Consider the following 22,313-nt stretch of genomic DNA (forward strand, 5'->3'; position numbering starts at 1 on the left):
AACACATACTTATTAATGGAACCTAACAACCTTAAACGTGTATTCCGCATAGGTGGGATAGTAATTGTACTTATTGTAGCCTTATTTATTCAGCCTTTTACTTACGAGAATATTGATGCTGGTAACGTAGGCATCAAAATAAACCTGTATGGTACCGACAGGGGCGTGGATAATATTACCATTGTTACCGGCCGTGTATGGTACAACACCTGGACAACCAAGATAGTTGAATTCCCTACCTATACACAGAATGTGGATTACGAGCCATTTGTTGTAACCACCAAAGATGCCGCCGAATTTCAGGTTGACCCTAAACTGAACTATCATGTTAACCCGGCCATGGTGCCCAATATTTACCGCCAGTACCGCAAGCCGCTTAACGAGATAGAGCAGCAGTTTATGCGCAACACTATTTACGATGCTTACCGCATTGTGGCCAACAGCTTTACATCAGACAGTGTGATGAGTAACCGTGAGCGCTTTGAAGATAAGATTCAGAACCTGCTTACCAAAAACCTGGCTAAAGATGGCTTTGTGTACGATCAGCTGACATCGGCCATTACGCCGCCAGCATCATTAAGGCGCATGATCGACGAAAAGAACGCATCTATACAAGCCCGCTTAAAGGCCGAGAACGAGGCCAAACAAGCCATTGCCGAAGCGCAGGTGAGTAAAGCTAAAGCCGAAGGTGAGGCTGCCGCCTTGCTAATTAAGGCACGTGCTGAATCAGAAGCTAATAAGCTAAGGCAGCAAAGCCTTACCCCGCTGCTGGTGCAAACCCGTATGATAGAAAAGTGGAACGGCCAGTTGCCAACCTACGGCGCAGTGCCACAGCTGTTTAAAGATATTACTAAGGACTAAAAGGATATTATCAGTATTGTTGAAGGCCTCCGGTTAACAGCCGGGGGCTTTTTTATGCGATGATGGGCAGCTCGAACGAGAAGGTGGAGCCTTTGCCTAACTCGCTGCTTACCCGCAAACGACCCTGATGCCTGCTGATGATCTCGTTGCAGATGTATAAGCCAATGCCAAGGCCTGATATATGATCGGCAATATTATCAACCCTGTAGAAGCGTGAAAATATACGTTCCTGCTCATCCTTTGGTATGCCGATGCCAAAATCCTGTACCGAAATTACGGCGTAGCCATCACGCTCAACCAGTTTTATAAGCACCTTATCAGCATCGGGCGAGTATTTTACCGCGTTGGATAGCAGGTTGATGATCACCTGCTCAATACGTTGCTGGTCGGCCTTGATGAGTATGGGTTTATCGCAATGCTCTATCTGTATAGCATGGCTGATGTGCGTTTGCTGCAATACATCAACCGATTCAAGCAATAACTCCTGCAAATTAAAAACGGTGTATGATAGGGGGAGTTTGCCGGTGATGATCTTTGATACATCCAGCAAGTCGGCAATAAGTGCGCTGAGTTTGCTAACCTGCATACGTGCCTTGGTAACAAAGGCCGTATTACGGTCGTTACCGGCTAACGATCGTTCAATGATCTGTAAGTAACCGTTTATGCTCGTAACCGGAGTTTTAAGCTCATGGCTCGCCAGGCCGATGAATTCATCCTTCTTGGCGTTCAGCATGCGTACTTCCTCGTAAAGCTTGGCATTATCAAGAGCGATAGCCGCTTGCGATGCTACGCCTGCCACCAAATGCTCATGCTCATTAGTGAACCTGCCCGCTTCGGGGTGCCCGTACAGCAAGCCGCCAATTACCAGCCCGCTTTTTGAAATTACAGGTACGGCCATGTAGCTAACCACCGGCAAATGCCCTTTAGGCATACCATGGTGCGGCGCGTTTTTGCCATATCGGGCATCTTTGGTTATATCATCAACCCTGATGATGCCTTCACCCTTAAAGGTGGTTTTAAAAACATCGGTGTTGCGGGGCATGCCCAGTTTCTCGAAAGCCTCCTTTGGCGCGCCCGATAGCGTGTAAAGCATATAAGCCTCGCCATTTTCGTTCAATTTATTATAAAAGAAAGCGCCGAACTTGGCACCCGTAAGCTGTGTAGTAGCATCAGTAACCTTTTGCAGGATGCCCTGAACATCCATATCCTCTGATATGGTTTTGCCAAACGAGTTCAGTATCTCCAGGTTACCGGCGTAGTGCTGCAACTGTTCTTCGGCCATTTTTTGGCGACTAATGTCGCGCGCTATCTTTGATGCGCCTATAATGTTGCCCTTACTATCCTTAATGGGCGATACAGTGAGCGATATCGGGATGAGGTGTCTGTCTTTATGTTTCCTCAGCGTTTCAAAATGCTCAACGCTCAGGTTGTTGCGTACACGGTCTATGATCAGTTCTTCTTCAATCAACCTATCATACGGTATCAGCATAATGATGGATCGGCCTATGGCTTCCTGTTCGGTATAGCCAAACAGGCGCTCGGCGCCCTGGTTCCAGCTGGTAATAATACCATCGAGCGTTTTACTGATAATAGCATCCTGTGATGATTGTACAATGGCCGCCAGCATGGCCTGCTTATTCTCATCGAATTTTTGGGCGGTAATATCAATCAAGGTATTGGTAATGCCGGTTATCTCGCCATCGTTATTATAATTTACAGATGGATGATGCACCACGTATCGCCTGCTGCCATCCTCCCGCTCAACTATCAGCTCCTGGCTTGGTGCCGATACCCCGGTGAACATACTGTGCGCTGCCGCGTTTTTTTCGGGCAATAGCAATGTATCATCAATGGTGTAAGTTTTAAACGCGCCGCACCATTTAGTTTCGCCAATTATGGGTGTGGTTGCCCATAGCTGCTGGGCGGGTTTGTTGTAAGCCGTGATATAGCCATTGGTATCGCAAATGTAAACAGCTACCGGCAGGCTATCTATCAATGCCGATACCGGGTTAGGGGCACCAACTTTATCATCGGTTTCTATCATCTTATCTGCTGGTGAATGGGCTACAACGTGTCGTTGTTGTAAATATAATGTATAATATATGAAATAAAAAAAACAAGGCATCCGCCGTAAAGCGAATGCCTTGCTACAGGTATTGGTTAAGCGTTATATTACACGCCCAGATCCTGCATTATATTATCAATCTTAGCATCAAGCTGTTCTTCGGTAAGCTTGTAGGCTTCCTTGCTTTCCAGCTTGCCGTTAACGCTGCAATAAAATTTAATTTTAGGCTCGGTACCTGACGGGCGTGCTGATATAATGCTGCCATCCTCGGTAATGAACTGCAATACATCCGACTTAGGCAACTCAATAGGCTGAGTGGTATTGCTGATCAGGTCGGTTTCAACACGCAGTTCATAATCTTTCAAAGTAATAACCTTTGAGCCACCCAAAGTAGCAGGTGGGTTGTTACGGAATTTCTCCATCAGGGCCTTGATCTCCTCAGCACCGGTCTTTCCTTTTTTGGTGATGGATATCAGCTTTTCTTTATAGAAACCATACTCAACATAAGTATCTAACAAGGCCTCGAACAAGCTGCTGCCTTTATCCTTGTAATAAGCGGTCATCTCGGCAATAAACGCTGCTGAAACAACGGCATCCTTATCGCGCACAAATTCGCCAACCAGGTAACCGTAGCTTTCTTCGCCACCACCAATAAAGGTTTGCTTGCCCTCAAACTGAGTCATCAGCTCGCCAATGTATTTAAAGCCGGTAAGGGTGTTGTAAAAAGTTACATCCTTAGCGCGGGCAATGGCTTCTATCAGGTTCGATGTTACAATGGTTTTAACAATGTACTCCTTGCCGGTAAGCTTGCCTTTTTCCTGCCATGCGGTTAACAGGTAGTTGATCAGCATACTGCCGGTTTGGTTACCGTTAAGCAGTATAAACTCGTTATCGGTATTTTTTACGGCGATACCCACACGGTCGGCATCAGGGTCGGTTGCCAAAACAAGGTCGGCATCCACTTCCTGCGCTTTTTTAAGGGCGAGGGTAAGGGCTTCTTTCTCCTCCGGGTTAGGGTAAACCACGGTAGGGAAGTTACCATCAGGGGTTGATTGTTCATCAACCAATACCACATTTTCAAAACCAAACAGTTCCAAGGCCTTTGGGACCAGGGTAATACCTGTACCATGTATAGGCGAGAACACGATCTTCAGATCCTTTTGGCGTTTGATAGCCTCCGGCGATACCGAAAGCGTTACTATTTTATCAAGATACTGCTCGTCAATATCGGTGCTTATCAGTTCAATATTGCTGTCAACACGGTCAAACTTAACCTCGTCAATGCTCTTAATGGCAGCAACCTCGTCCATAACGGCCGCGTCGGCAGGTGCTACGAACTGGCCGCCATCCTCGCCATAAGCTTTATAACCATTGTACTCTTTAGGATTGTGCGATGCGGTAAGCATTACACCACTTTTACAACCCAGCGTACGTATGGCGAAAGATAGTTCAGGCGTTGGGCGCAGCGCCTCAAAAAAGTAAACGTATATGCCATTGGCCGAAAATACCTCGGCAGTAATGCGCGCGAACAGATCGGAGTTGTTACGGCTATCGTGTGCAATGGCTACCTTAACCTGCTCGTTAGGGTAGGTTTTTTTAAGGTAGTTGGCCAGGCCCTGCGTAGCCGAACCGATGGTGTATTTATTGATACGGTTTGAACCCGGACCCATAATGCCGCGTAAGCCGCCGGTGCCAAATTCAAGGTCTTTATAAAACGAATCGGTAAGCTCGGTATAAGCTTTATCGTCAAGTAATTTCTGAATGTCCTGCTTTACCTGCTCATCGTAATTACCCTCGAGCCAGGTGTTAACTTTTTGTAGAATGATAGGATCTATTTCCTGCATATGGTGATGTTTTTGATTATTGTTGATGATAAGCCATTTGTTAAAAAGCTATCGGCCAGTGGAGGTGCTAATATGGCGAGTTTTTTTAGCTTTTAAAAGCAATAACAATCACGTTTTGAATTAAGTTTTTGTGAAAAAAAGTAAAATAGATGTGAAACCGGCAAGCGACCTTAAATAGCGCCCTCCGCTTTGTGGAGTACATAAAACAAAAGCTCCTTATTTATCTCGAATCCTAAGCTTTTATAAACGGTGATGGCCCTGTCGTTATCGTGCTTTACATGCAGAAACGGAATGCCCGATGCAGCCGTTACCCGATTGATGTGATGGTTCAGTAACATACGGGCATAACCTTTGCCCAAATGATCGGGGTGGGTACATACCGCGCTGATCTCGGCATAAGGTGATGGATTAAGGCGCTGCCCGGCCATGGCTACCAGTTTACCATCGGCAAACACACCACGGTAATGGCCAAACTCAATGGTTTGCATGGCGAACGGCCCCGGGTTGGTTAATTTTGTTAAGGCTAGCATATCGGGTATATGGCTCTCGTTCAATACCGTAACCTCATCATCATAAGCAGACGGTAGGGCCGAACCTTTCCACACCATTTGGTAACAGTTAACGCAAGCCACTACCTGCCAGGGTGCAGGCACATTCACCTCAACCGGACTAATAAATAAACGGATGCCCTCCTCGTTATTCACCATGTCCGCCAGCTCAATAAAACTATCCTCGCTGCTATCTTCAAGCCCTACAAAAGGCGAAACACGTTCATCAAAATACTTAACCCTGCTATTACCCAGCGCAAGCCGTGCATTCCCTGTGGTTAGGGCATACCAGGCCGGGTTGCTCAATACATCAATCATGCGGCAAACCTATAAAAAAATGCAATGCCGATGTGTGTGGTTTATCTAATTCCTGCCCTACGAATATTAACAACCCCATCCCGATCACCAGCCACATTAACCATGCGGCCTGCGTAGCTGAAAGTTGTATTGCCGATGCTTTTCATTTTACCTATATCCTCATTAGCGCCAAAGCGGTCGTAATAAGTAAAGTTTATGGTGTCTATTGATCTTACCTTGCCTTTCAGTTCATCCCATCCAAAACGGTCGTAATAGGTGAGGTATAAATTACCTATTGATTTTATTTTGCCTTGTAGTTCGTCAAAACTAAAGCGATCGTAATAGGTAATATAGGTTTTGCCTATGCGCTTTATCTTGTTCCGCAACTCGGTCCATATATAGTCGGCAGGGTAATATTCAACCTCGTTGCCCAGGGCTGATGTTTGGTTATCATACACGGCATCGTAATATTGGTCGGTATCATACAAATAAACATCGTGCAGGCGGCCAAGGTTATCCATAAAAATGGTTATGCCTTCATCTTCCAGGTATACCGATGTTATGCGGGCCTTGCCACCGGATATATTGGCATTTATCTTAAAATTACTTTGCGCCTTACAGTAGTTGCCTATTACAAAAAATAGAGAGAATACGGTGATGTGTTTAAGTATGTTGTTCATGGTTTTGGTTGTGTTATACAGGTAGGAGTGTTGGCCGCGCTTTTGGTTTAATCAGAAATCAATAAAGGATATCGAATCACTTATAAGTGCTTAAAAAATAACTTTTTATAGTTGCTGTAAATGGGTTTCGTTTTGTATAATTGTTTCAACATAAACCTTTACAATGTCTGCCAACCAATCACCCTTATCAGTTTGTACAACGTTAAGCAGAGCTACCAGATCGCTTATGTTTTTCATTGTATTGACATTCGGATGCACGCTATCATCCGCAGCACAATCAACCCATTTGTTAACCGGTAAACTCACCGACAGCCTGAGCCGCCCCATCCCATCCGCAACAGTATTTATTGTGGGCATGACCAAAATGACCAGCACCGGCAAGGATGGTACCTTCCGCTTTGATGGATTGCAGGCGGGTACTTACCAGCTATCAGTATCTATGATGGGGTTCGCCAAACACACCGAAACGGTTATTTTAACTGAACCTGTAATAGACCTGAAAATAACCCTGCACCCCACAGATATTTTATTGACCGAGGTGATTATAAGCTCCGGAGGCAATAAAAAGGATAGGGAGGAGAACTACAAAATGTTTCAGAAGGTGTTTTTGGGTGGTTCGGTCAATGCCAAAAAATGCCGGATACTTAACCCCGAAACGTTGCATTTAAAGTTTGATAAAAAAGCGGACATGCTCACAGCTTATGCTGATGATCTGATCATAGTAGAGAACGAAGCGCTGGGCTATAAGGTGCGGTATCTGCTCAATAACTTTAGCTACCATGCCACGCAGGATCACGCGAGCTTTTCAGGTAACAGTACTTTCGAGGAGCTGCCGGGTAACGACAAGCAAAAAGGTATTTGGGCCGATGCCAGGGCAAAAGCCTATCAAGGTTCGTTAATGCAGTTTTTCAGGGGATTATATAACAGCAACGCCCGCGAGGAGGGTTTCCTGATACACCAGGCTTATGAAAGGGTGCCCGTAGTCGGTGGCGGCGACGATCGCGAGTATGTTAACATTGACCCGAATGAGATCGATCTGTATACCATATCAAAACTTGGGCTGGATAGTTTAATGCGATTGCAGTTTACCAAACTGTTTATTACATACGCGCCCAAGCAAGCCGCCAAACAACGGCTGTTATATGTTGATGCCCGCAAAAAGCAGGTGCCTATCACAACTAATTGTACGCTCATGTATCTGCTAACCGACGGTGCCATGATAGACCAGAAAGGCGATGCCTCCGGCCAGCATAACTTTACCATACAAGGCAATATGGCCCTGCGCCGTGTTGCCGATCAGTTGCCGTTTGAGTATTATCCTGCAAAACCTGGTCAGCCTACAGCAAAATTGTAGTTTTATCCTGATACAAAAAAAGCCTCTCTTTTAATTAAAAAGAGAGGCTTTTTAACCGGTGTTCCCGACGAGATTCGAACTCATATCAGCTGAACCGGAATCAGCCATTCTATCCATTGAACTACGGGAACAATGGCGTAAATATATGGTAAATTACCAAAACGGCTGTACCTTGTTGTTCAATTGGGTTTATTTTTCTTTTTACCGGGCGTACCAGTAGCTGGTGGCTGTTACGTCGGCTGTGCCATTGTCCCAGCCCAGCATCTCCAGGCTAAACCTGAAACTTTTGTCGAACGGTACCGCGTCCAGATTACGGGTGCGGGTAAAGGTGTTCTCGCCGAATGAATCAGGCTGATCGGCACGTACAGCATTGGCGAACGGGGTTTGATAAAGTACCACCGGCGCCCATGATGTATTGTAGTAATCTTCCAACCCGGTACCATATTCGGATGGAAACGGCTCACCATCAACCCAAAGCTTTTGATCGCCCTCGCCATACCATTTGTGTATGTGGTTGTCTATGGCCAGGGTTTCGCCCATAAATACGCCTTTGCCTGTTAGGTTGAGCAAGTCCCACTCCAAAGGTTTATCGGCCTCTGTGCGGCGGATGGGTACATCCTTTTGCGCCCTTGTGGCCGCGTTAAAATACATACTGCGTGATGTCCATTTGTAAGGCTGAGAATCCGCTTCAAGATGGGTATGCAGCATGGTATCGCCCATATTTATTATACTGATACGTACCGACCGGGTATAAGGCATAACCCACCGGCATTCCAAAACATCGCCGCTTGTTACGGTACGATACCAGCTTTGTATAGCGTTATTGCCGGCACCGCTGCCAAAAAAATCACTCACGGGGCAGTTGATGGTGGTTTTGCCATCAAACTCAGCTTTAATGTATAGCGAGCGCAAATTCTTATCGGTATAAGCGGTCGAATCATCCAACCATACCTGGATGAAACCGATAGCGGTATTGCTGCCGCCTAATTTTAAAGGCAGTTCATCACCAGGTTTTAAGTCTTTAGCCACCTTATGCACCAACCTTATTGACGGTGAATGCTTAGGATTTAAAAGCTGCTCATTTACCTGTGTTATCAGTTGGGTGTTACGTGCAAATACTTCATCGCTAAAGGTTTCAACACGGGTGCCTTTGGGGTATCGCCTAAAGTTTATCTGGTAGTAACGAGGCTCTTTGGCGGTACTGTCAGCCTCCTGCCAGGTAACCTTGCAATGCTTGCTAAAGGGTAGAGGCAGGTATAAGGTACTGCCGCCTTTTTGCAAAGGCTCGTAGCTGGAGTGCGGTGCCAGCAGGGCCTTACCCGCCGCGTACGGGAACTTCATCAAATCGTACCCATCTATGGTGATGCGGGCATCGGTTTCATTATCAAAGTAGATGCGCAGTTTGCCGGGGCGTTTAAAGGTAGTTTCCCAAAAGCGTACAATAGCGCCGGGGCCATCCTCATCAAGCATTACCTGTTCGGTACGGCCGGAGTTTACTTCCTTACGGATGTAATGGGTATGATCATCATTGGCAAACCACCCAGGCTTGCCAGGTGCTATGGAATGCCTGTCGTAACTGCTGGTTTGCTTTAAAATATAGGCCGGTTTAGGCATACGGGTAACCGCTTCGGGGTCTGTCATCTCTTTGAGTAATGATGCCAGTGTAACCTTATTTTGGCCGAAACTATTAAGGGTGGCCAATATTAGCCACCCTGTAATACATAGAATTTTGCTTTTCATAGCCGATGATTTTTATAGGATCATGCTATTCCCATATTGATTTTACGGTATAAACCTCCAGGTTCTTTACATCGATGTTAGTACCCCAAAAATGGAAACCCTCGGTGTTTTTAGCATCCGCCTTGCGCTGGAACGAGTAGGAGTAAGCCCCGTTATCAATAAATACTTCAACCGATGTGCGGTCAATGTAAATATCGGCGGTCAGTTCCATGCTGGTCATGTCCTCTGGCGAGTAGAAGGTGCCGTTAATGAGGTTCATGTTCATATCGTAATCAATAATATGCTGACCGAACAGGTTAAGCCCCGCGCTTGTAGCGTGCGATAGTTTGACGGTTGTTTTTATACGCAGGCGATCGCTGGTGTTATATGTTTTCAGCTTATCGTTAGCGTCGGCCTCTTTAAGGTTGCTCCACTGCCCGGCTTTTTCAAACAGCTGCTCGGTTTCCTTTACCGGTGTGCTGAACAGGCGTATACCATCCTTGGTAGTTTTCAAGGTAAGCTCGGTAGGCAACAGCATCATACCATTAAATGGCATGCCCGGGTGCGATAAACGGCTCCAGCCTATCTGTATCCTGCGGCCGTCACTCTCCGGTATATTGGTTATGGTTTGCGCGGCGTAAATAGTACCCGTAGTAAAGTAATGCTTGCCCGATTCAGGCGTGAATTTTTTACCATCAAACGAGCCTATCATATATGTGTCCGAAGCGCCGTACATCACCCATTTGCTTTTGCTCTTGTCGCCATCAACAGGTAGTTCAAACAGATCAGGGCATTCCCAAAAACCGGTTGTATGGCTTTGAAAGGTCCAGTCTTTAAGGTTGGCAGAGTTGTAGATAGAGTGACCATCACGCTCGTTCAACACCAATACCCAGTGCTTGCCCGGCTCGTACCAAAATACACGCGGGTCGCGGGTATCGCGGCTGTTCCATTTCTCCTTTGAGTCAATAAGCGGGTTGCCTTTATACTTGGTCCAGATGCGGCCTTTATCAAGGCTGTAGGCCATGCACTGTACCTGCTTGTCGTGCCCGTCAACCGTGTAAGTAGCTATCATGGCCGGGGTTTTGCCTTTGTTAAAACCGGCGGTATTATTATAGTCAATAACAGCCGAGCCCGAGAACATGGTACCCAGATCATCAGGGTGAAGCGCTACCGGCAACTCCTGCCAGTGTATCATATCCTTACTCACGGCATGGCCCCATGACATGTTTTCCCATTCCTTTTCATAAGGGTTATGCTGATAAAACAGGTGATACTCACCCTCGTAAAATATCAAGCCGTTAGGGTCATTTATCCAACCACGACGGGTGCTGAAATGAAACTGCGGGCGGTTCTTTTCGTGGTACATGGAGTCCTGCCCGGCTATCTTGTCATCCTGATAAATTTTTGAGAGGCCCGCGTTATCGCCATCATAGCTAATGGTGATGGTTTTGCCCTTATACTGCGTCATATCACAAAATACCCAGTATTCAGGCTCGCCGTTTGCCAGGCGTATCTTAAACTCACGTTCTTTTTTGCCACCTATTGAGAATTTCATGTTCCCCCTTTTTTGCTCCTGCGATATGGGGAAATTCAAATAACGTTTAGTGATCTTGATGGGCAGATCGGCAGCCTGGGCCTGTAGTATGCTGCAAGCGGCAATACAACAGGTAAGCATAGCTTTAATAGTAGTATTCATGGTTCAGTATTTTTATATTAACAAGTTTATAATGGCATGGTAAGCCCGCGGGCTTACCATGTGCAATTTACCATCCGGTATTTTGTTTGTAAAGCCCTTTACTAAAGTTTACCTGGTTTAATGGTATAGGCAAATACTCGTCGCGGTTCTTTTTAAACAATGCATCATTGAGGTGGGTAACCCGTGTTTTCTCTTTGGCAAAGTACGCATTCATGTATTCAGCCGCAATACCCCAGCGCACCAGGTCAAAAAAGCGGTAACCTTCCATGGCAAACTCTACGCGGCGTTCGTAGCGCATGGCCTGGCGGGCATAATCATTGGTCCAGGTGCAGTTTACGCCGGGCTGATAGGTGTTGATCAGGTAATTTGATGTAAATGATCCATCAGTCATTTTCAACCTGCCGGTACTGTTGGCCGCACGTGTTCTGATGGCGTTGATCAGCGGCAGGGCTTCCATCTCACGGCCCAACTCAATAAGCGCTTCGGCTTTCATCAGCATCACGTCCGAGAAGCGAATGATCATCCAGTTCTTTGAGCTCGACATAAAAGGAGGGAAACGTTTAAATGCCGGGTCATCAAACAATACGGTTTCTTTCATGCTCAGCATCGGCCCGTAAATTTGCGGCGCGCGCGACCATGTAGACTGATAAATGAACGACGGACGGTATTTATATGGGTGCCCCGGTATAGCGGCAGTATGGTCAAGTCGCGGATCGAACGAGTGGGTATCGTAATCGCCTTGTTTGCCTATTTCGTTGTTGTTATAGTTGGCAAAATCAGGCAAACCCTGTGTTGTGGTAACAAAGGCGTTGATCAGGTTATAACTTGGCACGTGGAAACCGCAGCAGCCATACTCCTGGTTCATGGGGTAATTAAGCGAGTGCCCGTTATCAATACGGCCAAACTGTGTACCATCATTCTGCGAGTATTGTATAGCGAATACCGATTCAGAACCGTTTTCAAACTGCGATAAAAAGTTTTGGGCATAATCCGGGAAAAGGGAGAAAGGGCCGGCTATTACATCGTCGCACAAGCTGTTTACCTCGGTAAGTTTAGCCTGATCAATGCCGGTTACGTTGTTGTTCTCATCCTGCGTGTAAGCCTGATAAAGTAATGTTTTAGCCAAATAAGCCTTTGCCGACAGTGATGTTGGGCGACCTTTATCAGTCTGAGTACCCGGCAGGTTATCCGCCGCGAATCTGAAATCATCGGCTATCTTATCCCAAAGCTGGTTGCTTGAGTACGATCGGTTTGATACCGAATCGTAGCTTGCCTTATCCATATTTTCGTCAATGTAAGGTATGTGCTTGTAAAGTATCTTAAGCAAAAAATAGAAGTGGCCTCTTAAAAAACGAGCCTCGGCCTGGCGCTGAACCTTTAGCGGGTAAACATCTTCGGTCAGGTTGTTGATCCTGGCAAGGGCATCATTAGCACGGCCAACACCAACATACAGTCTGAACCAGGTAACATCCGACGCGCCGATATCAACACGGTTAAGGGCGAATGTTTCGTAAGCGTGAAAGTCACCCACATCACCCGGGCCATCACCACCTTTGTAAGCATCACCGCTACGCACACTACCGTATGACCATAGGTTGCTGTAAGGCGCGGCAAAGGCATCGTTACCCAATGCTGAGTATGCCGAGATCAGCATTTTTTCAACGTTTTCGGGCTTGTTCAATAATTCATCTGATGCAAAGCCTTGCGGTAATTGATCAAGATTCTTCTGACATGATACGGCTATCAACGTAACCGCAATCAGCAATAGAATATATTTTTTCATGTTGATTTAATGTTTAAAAAGTAATATTTAACCCAACTGTAGTTATTACCGGGATAGGGAAACCGTTGCCCGGGTTTTCCGGATCGGGCGCGGTGTACGACGATGATTTTATAGTAAGCAGGTTGTTGGCTTGTATAAATATCCTCGCGTTTTGCACTTTCAATTTTTCTAAAGCGTTGCGCAGGTTATAACCTATCTGCACATTACGTAATTTCAGGTACGATCCGCTTTCAATAAAATAGGTTGAAAAACGGCCTTCGTTATTTCTGTCAACCGTGGTAAGCGCCGGTATGGTTGATGATGTGTTTTGTGGTGTCCAGGCTTGTAAGGTGCGTGAGCCCCAGTTAGCACCCGGTGCAAGTGATGAAAAATCACTCAATCCTTTGTAGGTATTGTTTACATCATTACCCTGCACGCCTTGCAAAAAGAACGACAGATCGAAATTCTTGTAGCTGATGTTGGCATTAAAACCATACATAAAGTCAGGGTCGCCACGGCCAATGTAATCACGGTCGCGATCGTTGATCACGTTATCGCCATTTAAGTCCTTGTAGCGGATACGGCCAACACCTTTACCCGGCTGCGCGGGTGAGGCATCAACCTCGGCCTGGTTTTGGAAAATACCATCAGCTACCCAACCAAACATGGAGTTAACTGATCGGCCAAGGATATTTTTATCGGTACCATTACCCGGGTATGAGGTTAATATCTCCGCAGGTAATTCAGTTATTTTATTACGATAGGTTGAGAAGTTACCGGTTAGGTCAACGCGCCAATCGCTAAACGAGGTCGAGTAGTTCAACACCATCTCAAAACCTTTGTTATCAACAGTAGCGCCATTGGCGTAACGGTCGCCGCCGTTGCCCTTTACAGCAAGGTATGCCGGCCTGATCAATATATCGCTGGTGGTTTTTGTAAAGTAATCGATAGAGCCTGTTATCTTGTTATTCCACAAGCCAAAATCGATACCGTAGTTGTTTTCTACCTTGCTTTCCCATTTCAGGTTAGGGTTGCCGGTTTGCACCATCACAAAGCCCGATGGGAGCTGACCGGTACCACCGCCACCTATATCGTAAGCGGCGCCGCCATCAAACCCGCCTGTAGGGTTGGTGCCATATATAGCCGAGTACAGCGTTTGGGTACCGTAGTCGCCAAACTCCTGGTTACCGGTTTTACCCCAGCCGTAACGTACTTTCAAGTCCGAAATAAATGGCAGGTGATCTTTAACAAATGCCTCCTCGCTTACACGCCAGCCTAATGATGCTGCCGGGAATATACCATACCTGTTGTTGGCGCCAAATCTTGATGAACCATCGCGACGAAGCGTAACAGAGGCTATATAACGATCATTATAAGAGTAGTTAACACGACCGAAAACTGATAATAACGCATTGCCGGTACCGCCGCCGCCATTCAACTGATCGGATGCGCCCACGCTAAGGTAAGCGTAGCTCATATCCTCCAGGGCGAAACCCTGGCGACTGCCCGAGTGATTACGGTTCATTACACTGATCTGCTCATGGGCGATGAACATATCCAGTTTATGCTTCTTCATCTCCAGGTTGTATGATAACTGGTTTTTCCATATCAGGTTACCATCGTAAGCACTGTTGGCGGTTACCGCGTTTGATGGATCGACCAAATAGCCCGAAACGTATGATTTACGCAGCGTACGGTTAAAGTTCACAGCATAATCAATACCATAACTGGTTGAAAATTTAAGGTTTGGCAGTATAGACAGATCAGCATAAGCATTACCGAACACACGGCCCAGGTGGTTGATGTTTTGCTTGTTATCCTCTATCAGCCTAACCGGGTTTTGCCTGTCGGCCATACCGGCCACCGGGCCACCCCAGCCACCATCAATGGTACGTACCGGCAGTATAGAGAAGTTGATCTGCGATAAGCCTGTAATATCGCCCAAAGGCAACATTGGGTTACGGATGTATGAGCCTGAGAAGTTCTCGCCAATTTTTAAACGTCCGCCAAATAAACTATAATCAGAGTTGAACCTTACGGTCATTTTTTGGTTACGGGTTTCTTTGATGATGCCTTTATTATCATAATAACTAACTGAGAACAGGGAGTTGCTTTTTTCGGTACCGTTTGATACATCAAGGCCATATTGTTGAATTACTGATGTTTGCGATATTTCATCAAACCAACGGGTATCTGCCGGGCGCATGGTTTGCGCGGCATCCAAAAACTCAGGTAATACCACACGTGTAAGTGCAGGATTATCAAAATTGTTATTCCACTCATATTTATAGGTTGAGTTAAGGTTAGGGTCTTGCCTGTCGTTAACTGCCGCTTGCCAGTATGCACGGCCACGGTCGTTAGTGTTCAATACATCAAGCTTTGAGGTGTTGAATTGCAATGAGGTTGACCCGTTGAATGATATACGGCTTTGGCCTGCTTTGGCGCGTTTAGTAGTAACAATAATTACACCGCTTGCCGCGCGCGAACCATAAATTGATGCCGATGATGCATCCTTCAGTACTTGTATCGATTCAATATCATCAGGGTTAAGCTCCTGCAAACCGCGCTTGGTTGGTACTCCGTCAATTACGTACAATGGGTCGTTATTATTTAACGTACCGATACCACGTATGCGCACCGTAGCGCCGCCACCGGGGTTACCATCAGTAGTAATGTTAACACCGGCCACACGGCCCTGTAATGCCTTAACCGGGTTACCCAGCGGAATATCCTTAATATCCTTAGTGTTTACTACCGATACGGCACCCGTTAAATCCTTTTTACGTTCCTTTTGGTAACCGGTTACCACCACCTCGTTCAGGTTGGTGTTGCTTACCTCTAAAGTAATGGTAAGCTTATCGGTACTGCTAATTTTACGGGTAACGCTTTGCGCGCCCATATAGCTAAAATTCAGGGTTTGGCCCACGGCTGCCTGTATGCTAAAGCCACCCTTAGCATCAGTGATCATGGCCTTTTGTGTTTCGATCACGGTAACGGTAACGCCCTCAAGCGGCGCCGAATTTTGATCGGTAACGTTACCGGTAATGGTTGGCGTTTGTGCCAACCCGCTTTGCGCCAGCGCTGTTAGCAGGCAGCAAAAAAGTAATAGTTTTCTCATTGTTGGTTTTAATTTGGTTTATAACTGTAGGTGTAAGTTCAAAAACTCGTGCAGTTCGGTTGGTTGGTAGGCAGGGCAGCCACCTTTTTTTGAGGCCACAAAAGCGCCCATGGCTACGGCGTTATCTATAATGGTTTGTGCGGGTTTACTCTGATTATGGTTGTAAATAAAGGCAGCTAAAAAAGCATCGCCGCTGCCAATGGTATCGGCCATTTTTATGATCGGCGGATGCGCCTGGAAAACATCGCTGCCATTAAAATATAGTGCCCCGTTGCGGCCACGGGTTAGTATTATCTCGCTCAGGCCGAATTTCTCCTGCAAAAAAAGTATCTGGCTATGGTTATCATCCGGCGCGCCGAATAGTTCGCATATAATGTTGATCTCCTCCTGGTTACATTTCAGTATATCGGTTTTCAAAAGCAGATCGTGCAGCAGGGTAGGTGTAAAATGCGGCGGACGAAGGTTAACGTCAAACACCTTTATGGCATCTGTTTCAAGCAGTTTAAAAAGGGTGTCGCGCGAGGTAGCCTCGCGTGATGCCAGGGTGCCGTAAACCAGGTACCGCGCGGCGGATAATACCTCTGTTTGCTCATCGTTATACACGATATGATCCCACGCTACGGGCGATACTATGGTATATTTTACCTCCTCGCTACCGTTAACATCGGCTATAACCACGCCGGTTTTGTAAACGTTGTCGGTTTGTATCAGCCCGGCAGCAATACCGGCCGATTTGATCAATGCCATCAGCTCGCGGCCATTCTCATCATCACCAATGCGGCTGATCATGCCTGCCGGTAGGCCCAACTTATTGAGGTGATAGCATACATTGAGCGGCGCGCCGCCTGCTTGTGGTCCATCGGGTAAAATATCCCATAATACTTCGCCGTAGCAAACAGCTAAATTTTGTTGATGTAACATAGCTTTCGGGATTAATGCGTGATAAGGTTGGTTTCAATTTGTTCGAGGCTGCGACCCTTGGTTTCGGGCATAAACTTCCATACAAAAATGAGTTGGCACACCATCATGGCGGCGAAGAACAGGAAGGTGGTTTGGCCGCCCAGTTTCTCGGCAAAGTAGGGGAAGCAGAAGGCTATCGCCGCCGCCATTATCCAATGGGTAGAGCTGCCCAGGGTTTGCCCCTTTGCACGTACCGAGTTAGGGAATATCTCGGATATAAATACCCATATAACCGCCCCCTGCGAAAAGGCGAAAAAGGCGATAAATATCATGATGTATACCGGTATGGAGAACCCGCTTTGCGCCGCGTTGTTAAATGAGAATGCAACCAATAATAACGAACTGATGAGCCCGAATGAGCCAATGAGCATCAGCGTACGGCGGCCAACCTTGTCAATAATATTAATTGCCGCCAGCGTAAACACAAAGTTAATAACGCCAATACCCACGGTTGATAGCAGCGAGGTATGAGCCCCAAGCCCGGCCATTTCAAATATCCGCGGAGCGTAATATATAATGGCATTGATGCCCGATACCTGGTTAAAAAAGGCGAACAGCACGGCCAAAACTATTGGCGTACGGTAATGGCCCGATAATAAATTATCCTGATGGCCGGGAGTTGAATGGGTTGATGCCTTTATGGTTTGCAGCTCCTGCTCGCTGTTTAGGGGGTCAATAATATCTAATATGGCTTTGGCCCTGGTAAATTCTTTTTTATGCAGAATGAGCCAGCGCGGGCTTTCGGGGATGAACCTGATCAGTACAAGAAACACCAATGACGGCACGGCCTGTACACCCAGCATAAAGCGCCAGCTATCGTCGCCCATTTGGCTGATGAGGTAGTTTGACAGGTATGATACCAGGATGCCCAGCACTACATTAAATTGAAAAAGTCCTACCAGCTTACCCCGCCTGTCGGCAGGCGATACTTCTGAAATGTAGATAGGAGCCGTTACCGATGATATGCCTACACCCAAGCCACCCAAAAACCGGAATATCAGGAATATGGTCCAGTTATTGGCGAATGCAGTACCTAATGATGATAGCAGGTAGGCAGCGGCCACAAAGTAAAGCGTGTTCTTACGGCCAAACATATCCGACGGTTTGGCGCCTAACAATGAACCGATCACTGTGCCTATTAAGGCAATGGATATGGTGAGGCCGTGTTCAAATACGGTAAGCTCCCAATATTGCTGTATGGCCTTCTCGGCTCCGGAAATTACGGCGGTATCAAACCCGAACAGGAAGCCGCCAAGCGCCACGACCATTGACCAGGCCAGCACAGAGTTTTTGTTCATAAAGTATAGTTTTATTATTGGTTACTGCCGCAAATTATGTTGCCGGGTAGGGTGCAGGCTGCAATCTTCTATCAAAAAGCATTAAAAATGTAACATTTGTTAATGTGTTGATTTTTAGTATTTTGATGTTTTGATGGTGCGGTTTATTTAAACCGATGTTAGGTTTTGTTACTATGTATGTTTGGTTATGTTACATAGCTGTAGGGGTGTGTTTAATACACCATTAAGCACACCTTAGCGCTAATTATGGTGCTTTTTTATGATGACGGTAATAGTTTGCCAGGTTTACCCAACGCTGCAAAACAAAAAAGGCCGGATTAACCGGCCTTGAATAAGTTTTATGTGTTATATATTAAACCTGAGTTTTGCGCTTGTACTCGCTGGGGGTACAGTTGTATTTGCCCTTAAATACGGTGGCGAAATAGTTGGGGTTTGAAAAGCCTACGGCGTAGGTTATTTCGGCAATGGTCATGTCTTCGTTAAGCAGCAGGTAGGTGGCTTTTTTTAGTCGCCTGTTTAAAATATAGTCGGTAATGCTGCAACCCAGCAGGGCCTTAACCTTGCGGTACAATTGTATGCGCGATACGCCTATCACCTTGCATATATCATCAACATTAAATTTATCGTTCGATAGGTTTTGCTCTACAATACCGGCAAAGTCATTCAGGAATTTCTTGTCTATTTGCCTTGAGCCTGATGCGCGTTCAAGTGGCGTAATATCGCTGGTGAACCTATCCTTAAGCAAGCGGCGGTTATGCAGCAGGTTATTTACGCTGGCCTGTAAATGCTCCATGTTAAATGGTTTGGTAATGTACAGATCGGCCATGGCATTAATGCCCGATATTTGCTGCTCCATGCTGCCCTGCGCGGTAAGCAGTATAATAGGTATATGCGATGTGCGCACATCCGACTTCAACTTTTCGCACAGCGTTTTGCCTGATACTTCAGGCAAAACCACGTCGGACAGAATAAGATCAGGCACCAGCTCATAAGCCTTGGTAATGGCATCGGTACCGGTGGTGGCGGTGAACACCTCATAGTCTGCCGAAAATTTATCTGCCAGGTAATCCAGCAGTTCGGTATTATCCTCAACAATAAGTATGGAGTGATGCTTGGGCTCATCAAACGGACGGTTATCAGTAACCTTTACCGGCTCCTTAATATCGGCATTATATATGGCCGATCGTGTTTCCATCCCCGCCCAGTTGCCCGGCAGTACTGATCGTTCATCATCGCTTAAATGCGTGTTACCTAATGGCAGGCTTACAGTAAAGGTGCTGCCATGCCATTTTTCGCTGGTTACGTTAATGTGGCCGTGGTGCAGGGCTACGATCTCCTTTGACAACGAAAGCCCGATACCCGAGCCATTCAAAGGTATGTGATCGCTCTGATAAAAATGATCAAAAACAAGTTTCAATTCCTCAGTGCTCATACCTACGCCGGTATCCTGCACGTCAATTTCTACATGGTCATTTAACCGGGTTATCTTTACCTTAATGCGCCCCTTTTCGCCGGTAAATTTTATGGCATTGGCCAGCAGGTTAAAAAATACCTTTTCGAGCATGGCGGCATCAAACCAGCATTTTATATCACTCTCTGCCGATGATATGGTGAGCGATATATGCTGCTTTTGCGCATGCATCCTAAAGTTATCAACCACATCGCGCACAAAGGCTACCAGGTTACCCTCGGCGGTTTTAATGCTTTGTTTATCGTACTCTATTTTTCGGTAATCAATTATCTGGTTAACCATGCGCAGCAGGCGGTGACTGTTCTGATGTATGAGGCGCATGCTTTTGCCCTCCATGGCCATCAGTTTCTGATTGTTCATCATATCTTGCAAGGGCGATAATATCAGCGTAAGCGGCGTACGAAACTCGTGCGATACATTGGTAAAAAAGTTTAGCTTGGCCTCTGTAGCTACCTCCGCACGTGCCGACATTTCGAGCAACTGGTTTCGCTGCGACATGATCTCCCCGTTCTTGGCATTCAGGCTTTTGTTGATCTTGCGATTCTCGTTAAGCGAGTAAAATGCCAGTCCGCCAAATATTACCGTAAGCACCAGGGCTATCACAATAATATCGAGTACTATTTGCTGGTTGTTGTATATGTTTTGCTGCTCGGCTATCAGTAATTGCTGGTGCTCAATATCCTTTTGCTGGCTTTGCACCTTGTCCCATTGCAGGTTCATGAGCTGCACGTTGGCCGAGTCGATCACCAGCGATTTAAGGATGTTCTCGCGTGAGAAAGGTTCCTTATTCAATATCTTAAAAGCGGTGGCAATAGCTTCCTTACCGCCGGTAGGGTATAGTACGCTGGCATCAATAACCTTACCGGCTATCATTTGCAAACCACCACCCTGACCGGGCAGCGCATCAACCCCTACAATACGTGCTGCCGATGCGGTTTGCAGCGCCTGTAACGATTCGCTAACGCCCGAAGCCATTACATCGTTATGGGCAAAAACGGCATCTATACCCGGTAGTTCATCTTTTATGCGGGCCAGTTGCCTGCGTGTGTTGGGTTTTAGCCAGTCGCCATAAACCTTTGTGGCGATATGCACATCCGGAAACTGTTTCAATCCATCCCGAAAACCCCTGTCGCGTTCAATAGCGGGCGATGAACCGGGCAGTCCCATTACTTCTAAAACCGATGCTTTGCCCTTTGAGGTAGAGCCAATATACTCGCCCGCCATTTTGCCCAGCTGATAGTTATCGGCCCCAACATAAGCCGTATAAAGTGCCGATGATGTTTTACGATCGATAATAACTACGGGTATGCCTTTATTATAAACTTCCTCAACAATTTCGGTAAGGGGTTGGGCTTCGTTAGGGGAGATGATGAGTAGATCGATACCCTGGCGCAACATTTTGCGTACATGCGCTATTTGTTTGCTGCTGCTGTTTTGGGCATCGGTATAAATGAATTTTGTACCGGGGTGCAGCGATAGCTCTATCTTCATTTCATCGAGCATGGTTTTGCGCCACAGATCGGTACCCACACATTGCGAAAAACCTATGCGGTATGCCGTGCGCTCTTTTTTATTTTGACAGCCGGTAAACAGCATTAACGGCAATAGCAATGCCAGCAATATATAAGCTGTATGGATCTTTCTCATTGAATGTAAGTGCAGGTTTAAAACTGGTATGCCCGATAGGATACAGGATTTTAAGCACTAAATCTAAGAAAAAATAGGGTAAAGGCAAGTTTAATATGCTGATTTAAACAGCTGACTACGCTCTGTTAGCCCGCTATTTTTGACGGCGGCGTACCATACATCTTTTTAAACGAGAACGAGAAATGCGACAGATCCTCAAACCCAACTTCGAGGTATACGTCAGACGGAGTGCGGCCTTTCTCGCGCATAAGGTAATAGGCTTCCTGCAGGCGGCGTTGCTGTAACCAGCGGCTTGGCGAGTTGTGGAAGATATGTTCAAAATCGCGCTTAAAGGTGGCCAGGCTGCGCCCGGTTAAGTAAGCAAAGCGGTTAAGGTGCACGTTAAAATGGAAATTCTTGTTCATAAAAGCTTCCAGATCGATTTTACCCGGCTCACTAAAATCAAACAGAATATCCTTCATTTCAGGGTGTGAGCGCAGCAGTAGCATGATGGCCTCACGCTGTTTCAGTACTTGTAGCTGTTGGTCGGCAGGCTGATCGCCCTCAATATAAGGCATCAGCGAATCCATAAAGCCTTTTAAAAAACTATCGCCGTTCAGTAATATCACCGGGTCGTTGGTGAAGGGCTTACCATGTAAGGCATCATGGGCGTATTCGCGACTAAAATTTTGCAGCGCCATTTGATCGAGATAGATGGATACCGATTTGAACACACCGCCCTGTGGCGGCTGCTTGGTGAACTTTAGCAGTTGGTTGCGCCTCACAAAACGGAAATCGCCCTCGTTAAAAATAAAATCCTTATCGCCATTATTTACGGTAAGTGTGCCCGATATCTGATAGCTCAGCACGTGCTCGGGCACAAACTGCTCGCCCGAACGGTTGCGGCTGTAATAGCACGAGTAGGTTATGGGTGAGCTTAGCTTATCGGTTTTTGTATCGGCCATTATTTTCAAATTTACAAAAAAGCAGGTAGCACACGGTGTTTGCCAAGCC

General features: G+C 46.4%; 15 protein-coding genes and 1 tRNA gene. 2 read left to right on the top strand and 14 right to left on the bottom strand.

What is annotated here, in order from left to right:
• The first annotated feature begins 15 nt into the window (after window positions 1-15).
• Window positions 16-861 (top strand): SPFH domain-containing protein, encoded by an 846-nt coding sequence (locus IM792_RS08340; protein ID WP_194101366.1) that lies wholly within the window; start codon window positions 16-18, stop codon window positions 859-861.
• A 52-nt stretch (window positions 862-913) separates the two neighbouring features.
• On the opposite strand, the gene IM792_RS08345 is transcribed toward IM792_RS08340, so the two are convergent.
• The 5 genes from IM792_RS08345 to IM792_RS21395 all read right to left on the bottom strand — a co-directional run bounded on the left by IM792_RS08345 (window position 914) and on the right by IM792_RS21395 (window position 6,532).
• Window positions 914-2,905, bottom strand: a complete 1,992-nt coding sequence (locus tag IM792_RS08345; protein WP_194101367.1) for a PAS domain S-box protein — start codon at window positions 2,903-2,905, stop codon at window positions 914-916.
• Window positions 2,906-3,033: 128 nt separating this feature from the next.
• On the bottom strand, window positions 3,034-4,770 hold the full coding sequence (locus tag IM792_RS08350) for a phospho-sugar mutase (protein WP_194101368.1): 1,737 nt from the start codon (window positions 4,768-4,770) through the stop codon (window positions 3,034-3,036).
• Between the two features lie 170 nt (window positions 4,771-4,940).
• Window positions 4,941-5,636, bottom strand: coding sequence for a GNAT family N-acetyltransferase (locus IM792_RS08355; protein ID WP_194101369.1), 696 nt, complete (start codon window positions 5,634-5,636; stop codon window positions 4,941-4,943).
• Window positions 5,637-5,677: 41 nt separating this feature from the next.
• Entirely contained in the window at window positions 5,678-6,295 is a 618-nt protein-coding gene (locus tag IM792_RS08360; protein WP_194101370.1) for a hypothetical protein, read from the bottom strand.
• A gap of 105 nt (window positions 6,296-6,400) precedes the next feature.
• Window positions 6,401-6,532 (bottom strand): hypothetical protein, encoded by a 132-nt coding sequence (locus IM792_RS21395; RefSeq protein ID WP_255521460.1) that lies wholly within the window; start codon window positions 6,530-6,532, stop codon window positions 6,401-6,403.
• Between IM792_RS21395 and IM792_RS08365 the strand changes: the two genes are divergently transcribed.
• Window positions 6,522-7,649, top strand: a complete 1,128-nt coding sequence (locus IM792_RS08365) for a carboxypeptidase-like regulatory domain-containing protein (protein ID WP_194101371.1) — start codon at window positions 6,522-6,524, stop codon at window positions 7,647-7,649. The two genes, IM792_RS21395 and IM792_RS08365, sit on opposite strands and share 11 nt — an antisense overlap.
• Window positions 7,650-7,708: 59 nt before the next feature.
• Here IM792_RS08365 and IM792_RS08370 read toward each other — a convergent pair.
• The 9 genes from IM792_RS08370 to IM792_RS08410 form a co-directional block, all read right to left on the bottom strand.
• Window positions 7,709-7,780: transfer RNA gene (locus IM792_RS08370), tRNA-Arg, on the bottom strand.
• Between the two features lie 70 nt (window positions 7,781-7,850).
• Window positions 7,851-9,389 carry a glycoside hydrolase family 172 protein gene (locus IM792_RS08375; protein WP_194101372.1) on the bottom strand — a complete coding sequence of 513 codons (1,539 nt, stop codon included), beginning with the start codon at window positions 9,387-9,389 and terminating at the stop codon, window positions 7,851-7,853.
• Between the two features lie 25 nt (window positions 9,390-9,414).
• A complete protein-coding gene (locus IM792_RS08380) occupies window positions 9,415-11,064 on the bottom strand; it encodes a DUF4980 domain-containing protein (protein ID WP_194101373.1) in 1,650 nt (549 codons plus the stop codon).
• A gap of 67 nt (window positions 11,065-11,131) precedes the next feature.
• Window positions 11,132-12,847, bottom strand: a complete 1,716-nt coding sequence (locus tag IM792_RS08385) for a RagB/SusD family nutrient uptake outer membrane protein (protein ID WP_194101374.1) — start codon at window positions 12,845-12,847, stop codon at window positions 11,132-11,134.
• A gap of 13 nt (window positions 12,848-12,860) precedes the next feature.
• Window positions 12,861-15,944, bottom strand: a complete 3,084-nt coding sequence (locus tag IM792_RS08390) for a TonB-dependent receptor (RefSeq protein WP_194101375.1) — start codon at window positions 15,942-15,944, stop codon at window positions 12,861-12,863.
• Window positions 15,945-15,962: 18 nt separating this feature from the next.
• Entirely contained in the window at window positions 15,963-16,865 is a 903-nt protein-coding gene (locus tag IM792_RS08395) for a carbohydrate kinase (RefSeq protein WP_194101376.1), read from the bottom strand.
• Between the two features lie 11 nt (window positions 16,866-16,876).
• A complete protein-coding gene (locus IM792_RS08400) occupies window positions 16,877-18,202 on the bottom strand; it encodes a sugar porter family MFS transporter (RefSeq protein ID WP_194101377.1) in 1,326 nt (441 codons plus the stop codon).
• A 352-nt stretch (window positions 18,203-18,554) separates the two neighbouring features.
• Window positions 18,555-21,320, bottom strand: a complete 2,766-nt coding sequence (locus IM792_RS08405) for a substrate-binding domain-containing protein (RefSeq protein WP_228084985.1) — start codon at window positions 21,318-21,320, stop codon at window positions 18,555-18,557.
• 125 nt (window positions 21,321-21,445) lie between these two features.
• Window positions 21,446-22,264, bottom strand: coding sequence for an AraC family transcriptional regulator (locus IM792_RS08410; RefSeq protein WP_194101378.1), 819 nt, complete (start codon window positions 22,262-22,264; stop codon window positions 21,446-21,448).
• Window positions 22,265-22,313 lie beyond the last annotated feature (49 nt).

The sequence above is a fragment of the Mucilaginibacter sp. JRF genome (assembly GCF_015223065.1).
GTDB lineage: Bacteria > Bacteroidota > Bacteroidia > Sphingobacteriales > Sphingobacteriaceae > Mucilaginibacter.

Bases quoted from the DNA above. Each gene is read 5' to 3' on its own strand.
- IM792_RS08355 (WP_194101369.1), bottom strand. From the start codon at position 5,636: ATGATTGATGTATTGAGCAACCCGGCCTGGTATGCCCTAACCACAGGG.
- IM792_RS08345 (WP_194101367.1), bottom strand. From the start codon at position 2,905: ATGATAGAAACCGATGATAAAGTTGGTGCCCCTAACCCGGTATCGGCA.
- IM792_RS08340 (WP_194101366.1), top strand. From the start codon at position 16: ATGGAACCTAACAACCTTAAACGTGTATTCCGCATAGGTGGGATAGTA.
- IM792_RS08380 (WP_194101373.1), bottom strand. From the start codon at position 11,064: ATGAATACTACTATTAAAGCTATGCTTACCTGTTGTATTGCCGCTTGC.
- IM792_RS08365 (WP_194101371.1), top strand. From the start codon at position 6,522: ATGTTTTTCATTGTATTGACATTCGGATGCACGCTATCATCCGCAGCA.
- IM792_RS08405 (WP_228084985.1), bottom strand. From the start codon at position 21,320: ATGAGAAAGATCCATACAGCTTATATATTGCTGGCATTGCTATTGCCG.
- IM792_RS08350 (WP_194101368.1), bottom strand. From the start codon at position 4,770: ATGCAGGAAATAGATCCTATCATTCTACAAAAAGTTAACACCTGGCTC.
- IM792_RS21395 (WP_255521460.1), bottom strand. From the start codon at position 6,532: ATGAAAAACATAAGCGATCTGGTAGCTCTGCTTAACGTTGTACAAACT.
- IM792_RS08360 (WP_194101370.1), bottom strand. From the start codon at position 6,295: ATGAACAACATACTTAAACACATCACCGTATTCTCTCTATTTTTTGTA.
- IM792_RS08375 (WP_194101372.1), bottom strand. From the start codon at position 9,389: ATGAAAAGCAAAATTCTATGTATTACAGGGTGGCTAATATTGGCCACC.
- IM792_RS08385 (WP_194101374.1), bottom strand. From the start codon at position 12,847: ATGAAAAAATATATTCTATTGCTGATTGCGGTTACGTTGATAGCCGTA.
- IM792_RS08410 (WP_194101378.1), bottom strand. From the start codon at position 22,264: ATGGCCGATACAAAAACCGATAAGCTAAGCTCACCCATAACCTACTCG.
- IM792_RS08395 (WP_194101376.1), bottom strand. From the start codon at position 16,865: ATGTTACATCAACAAAATTTAGCTGTTTGCTACGGCGAAGTATTATGG.
- IM792_RS08390 (WP_194101375.1), bottom strand. From the start codon at position 15,944: ATGAGAAAACTATTACTTTTTTGCTGCCTGCTAACAGCGCTGGCGCAA.
- IM792_RS08400 (WP_194101377.1), bottom strand. From the start codon at position 18,202: ATGAACAAAAACTCTGTGCTGGCCTGGTCAATGGTCGTGGCGCTTGGC.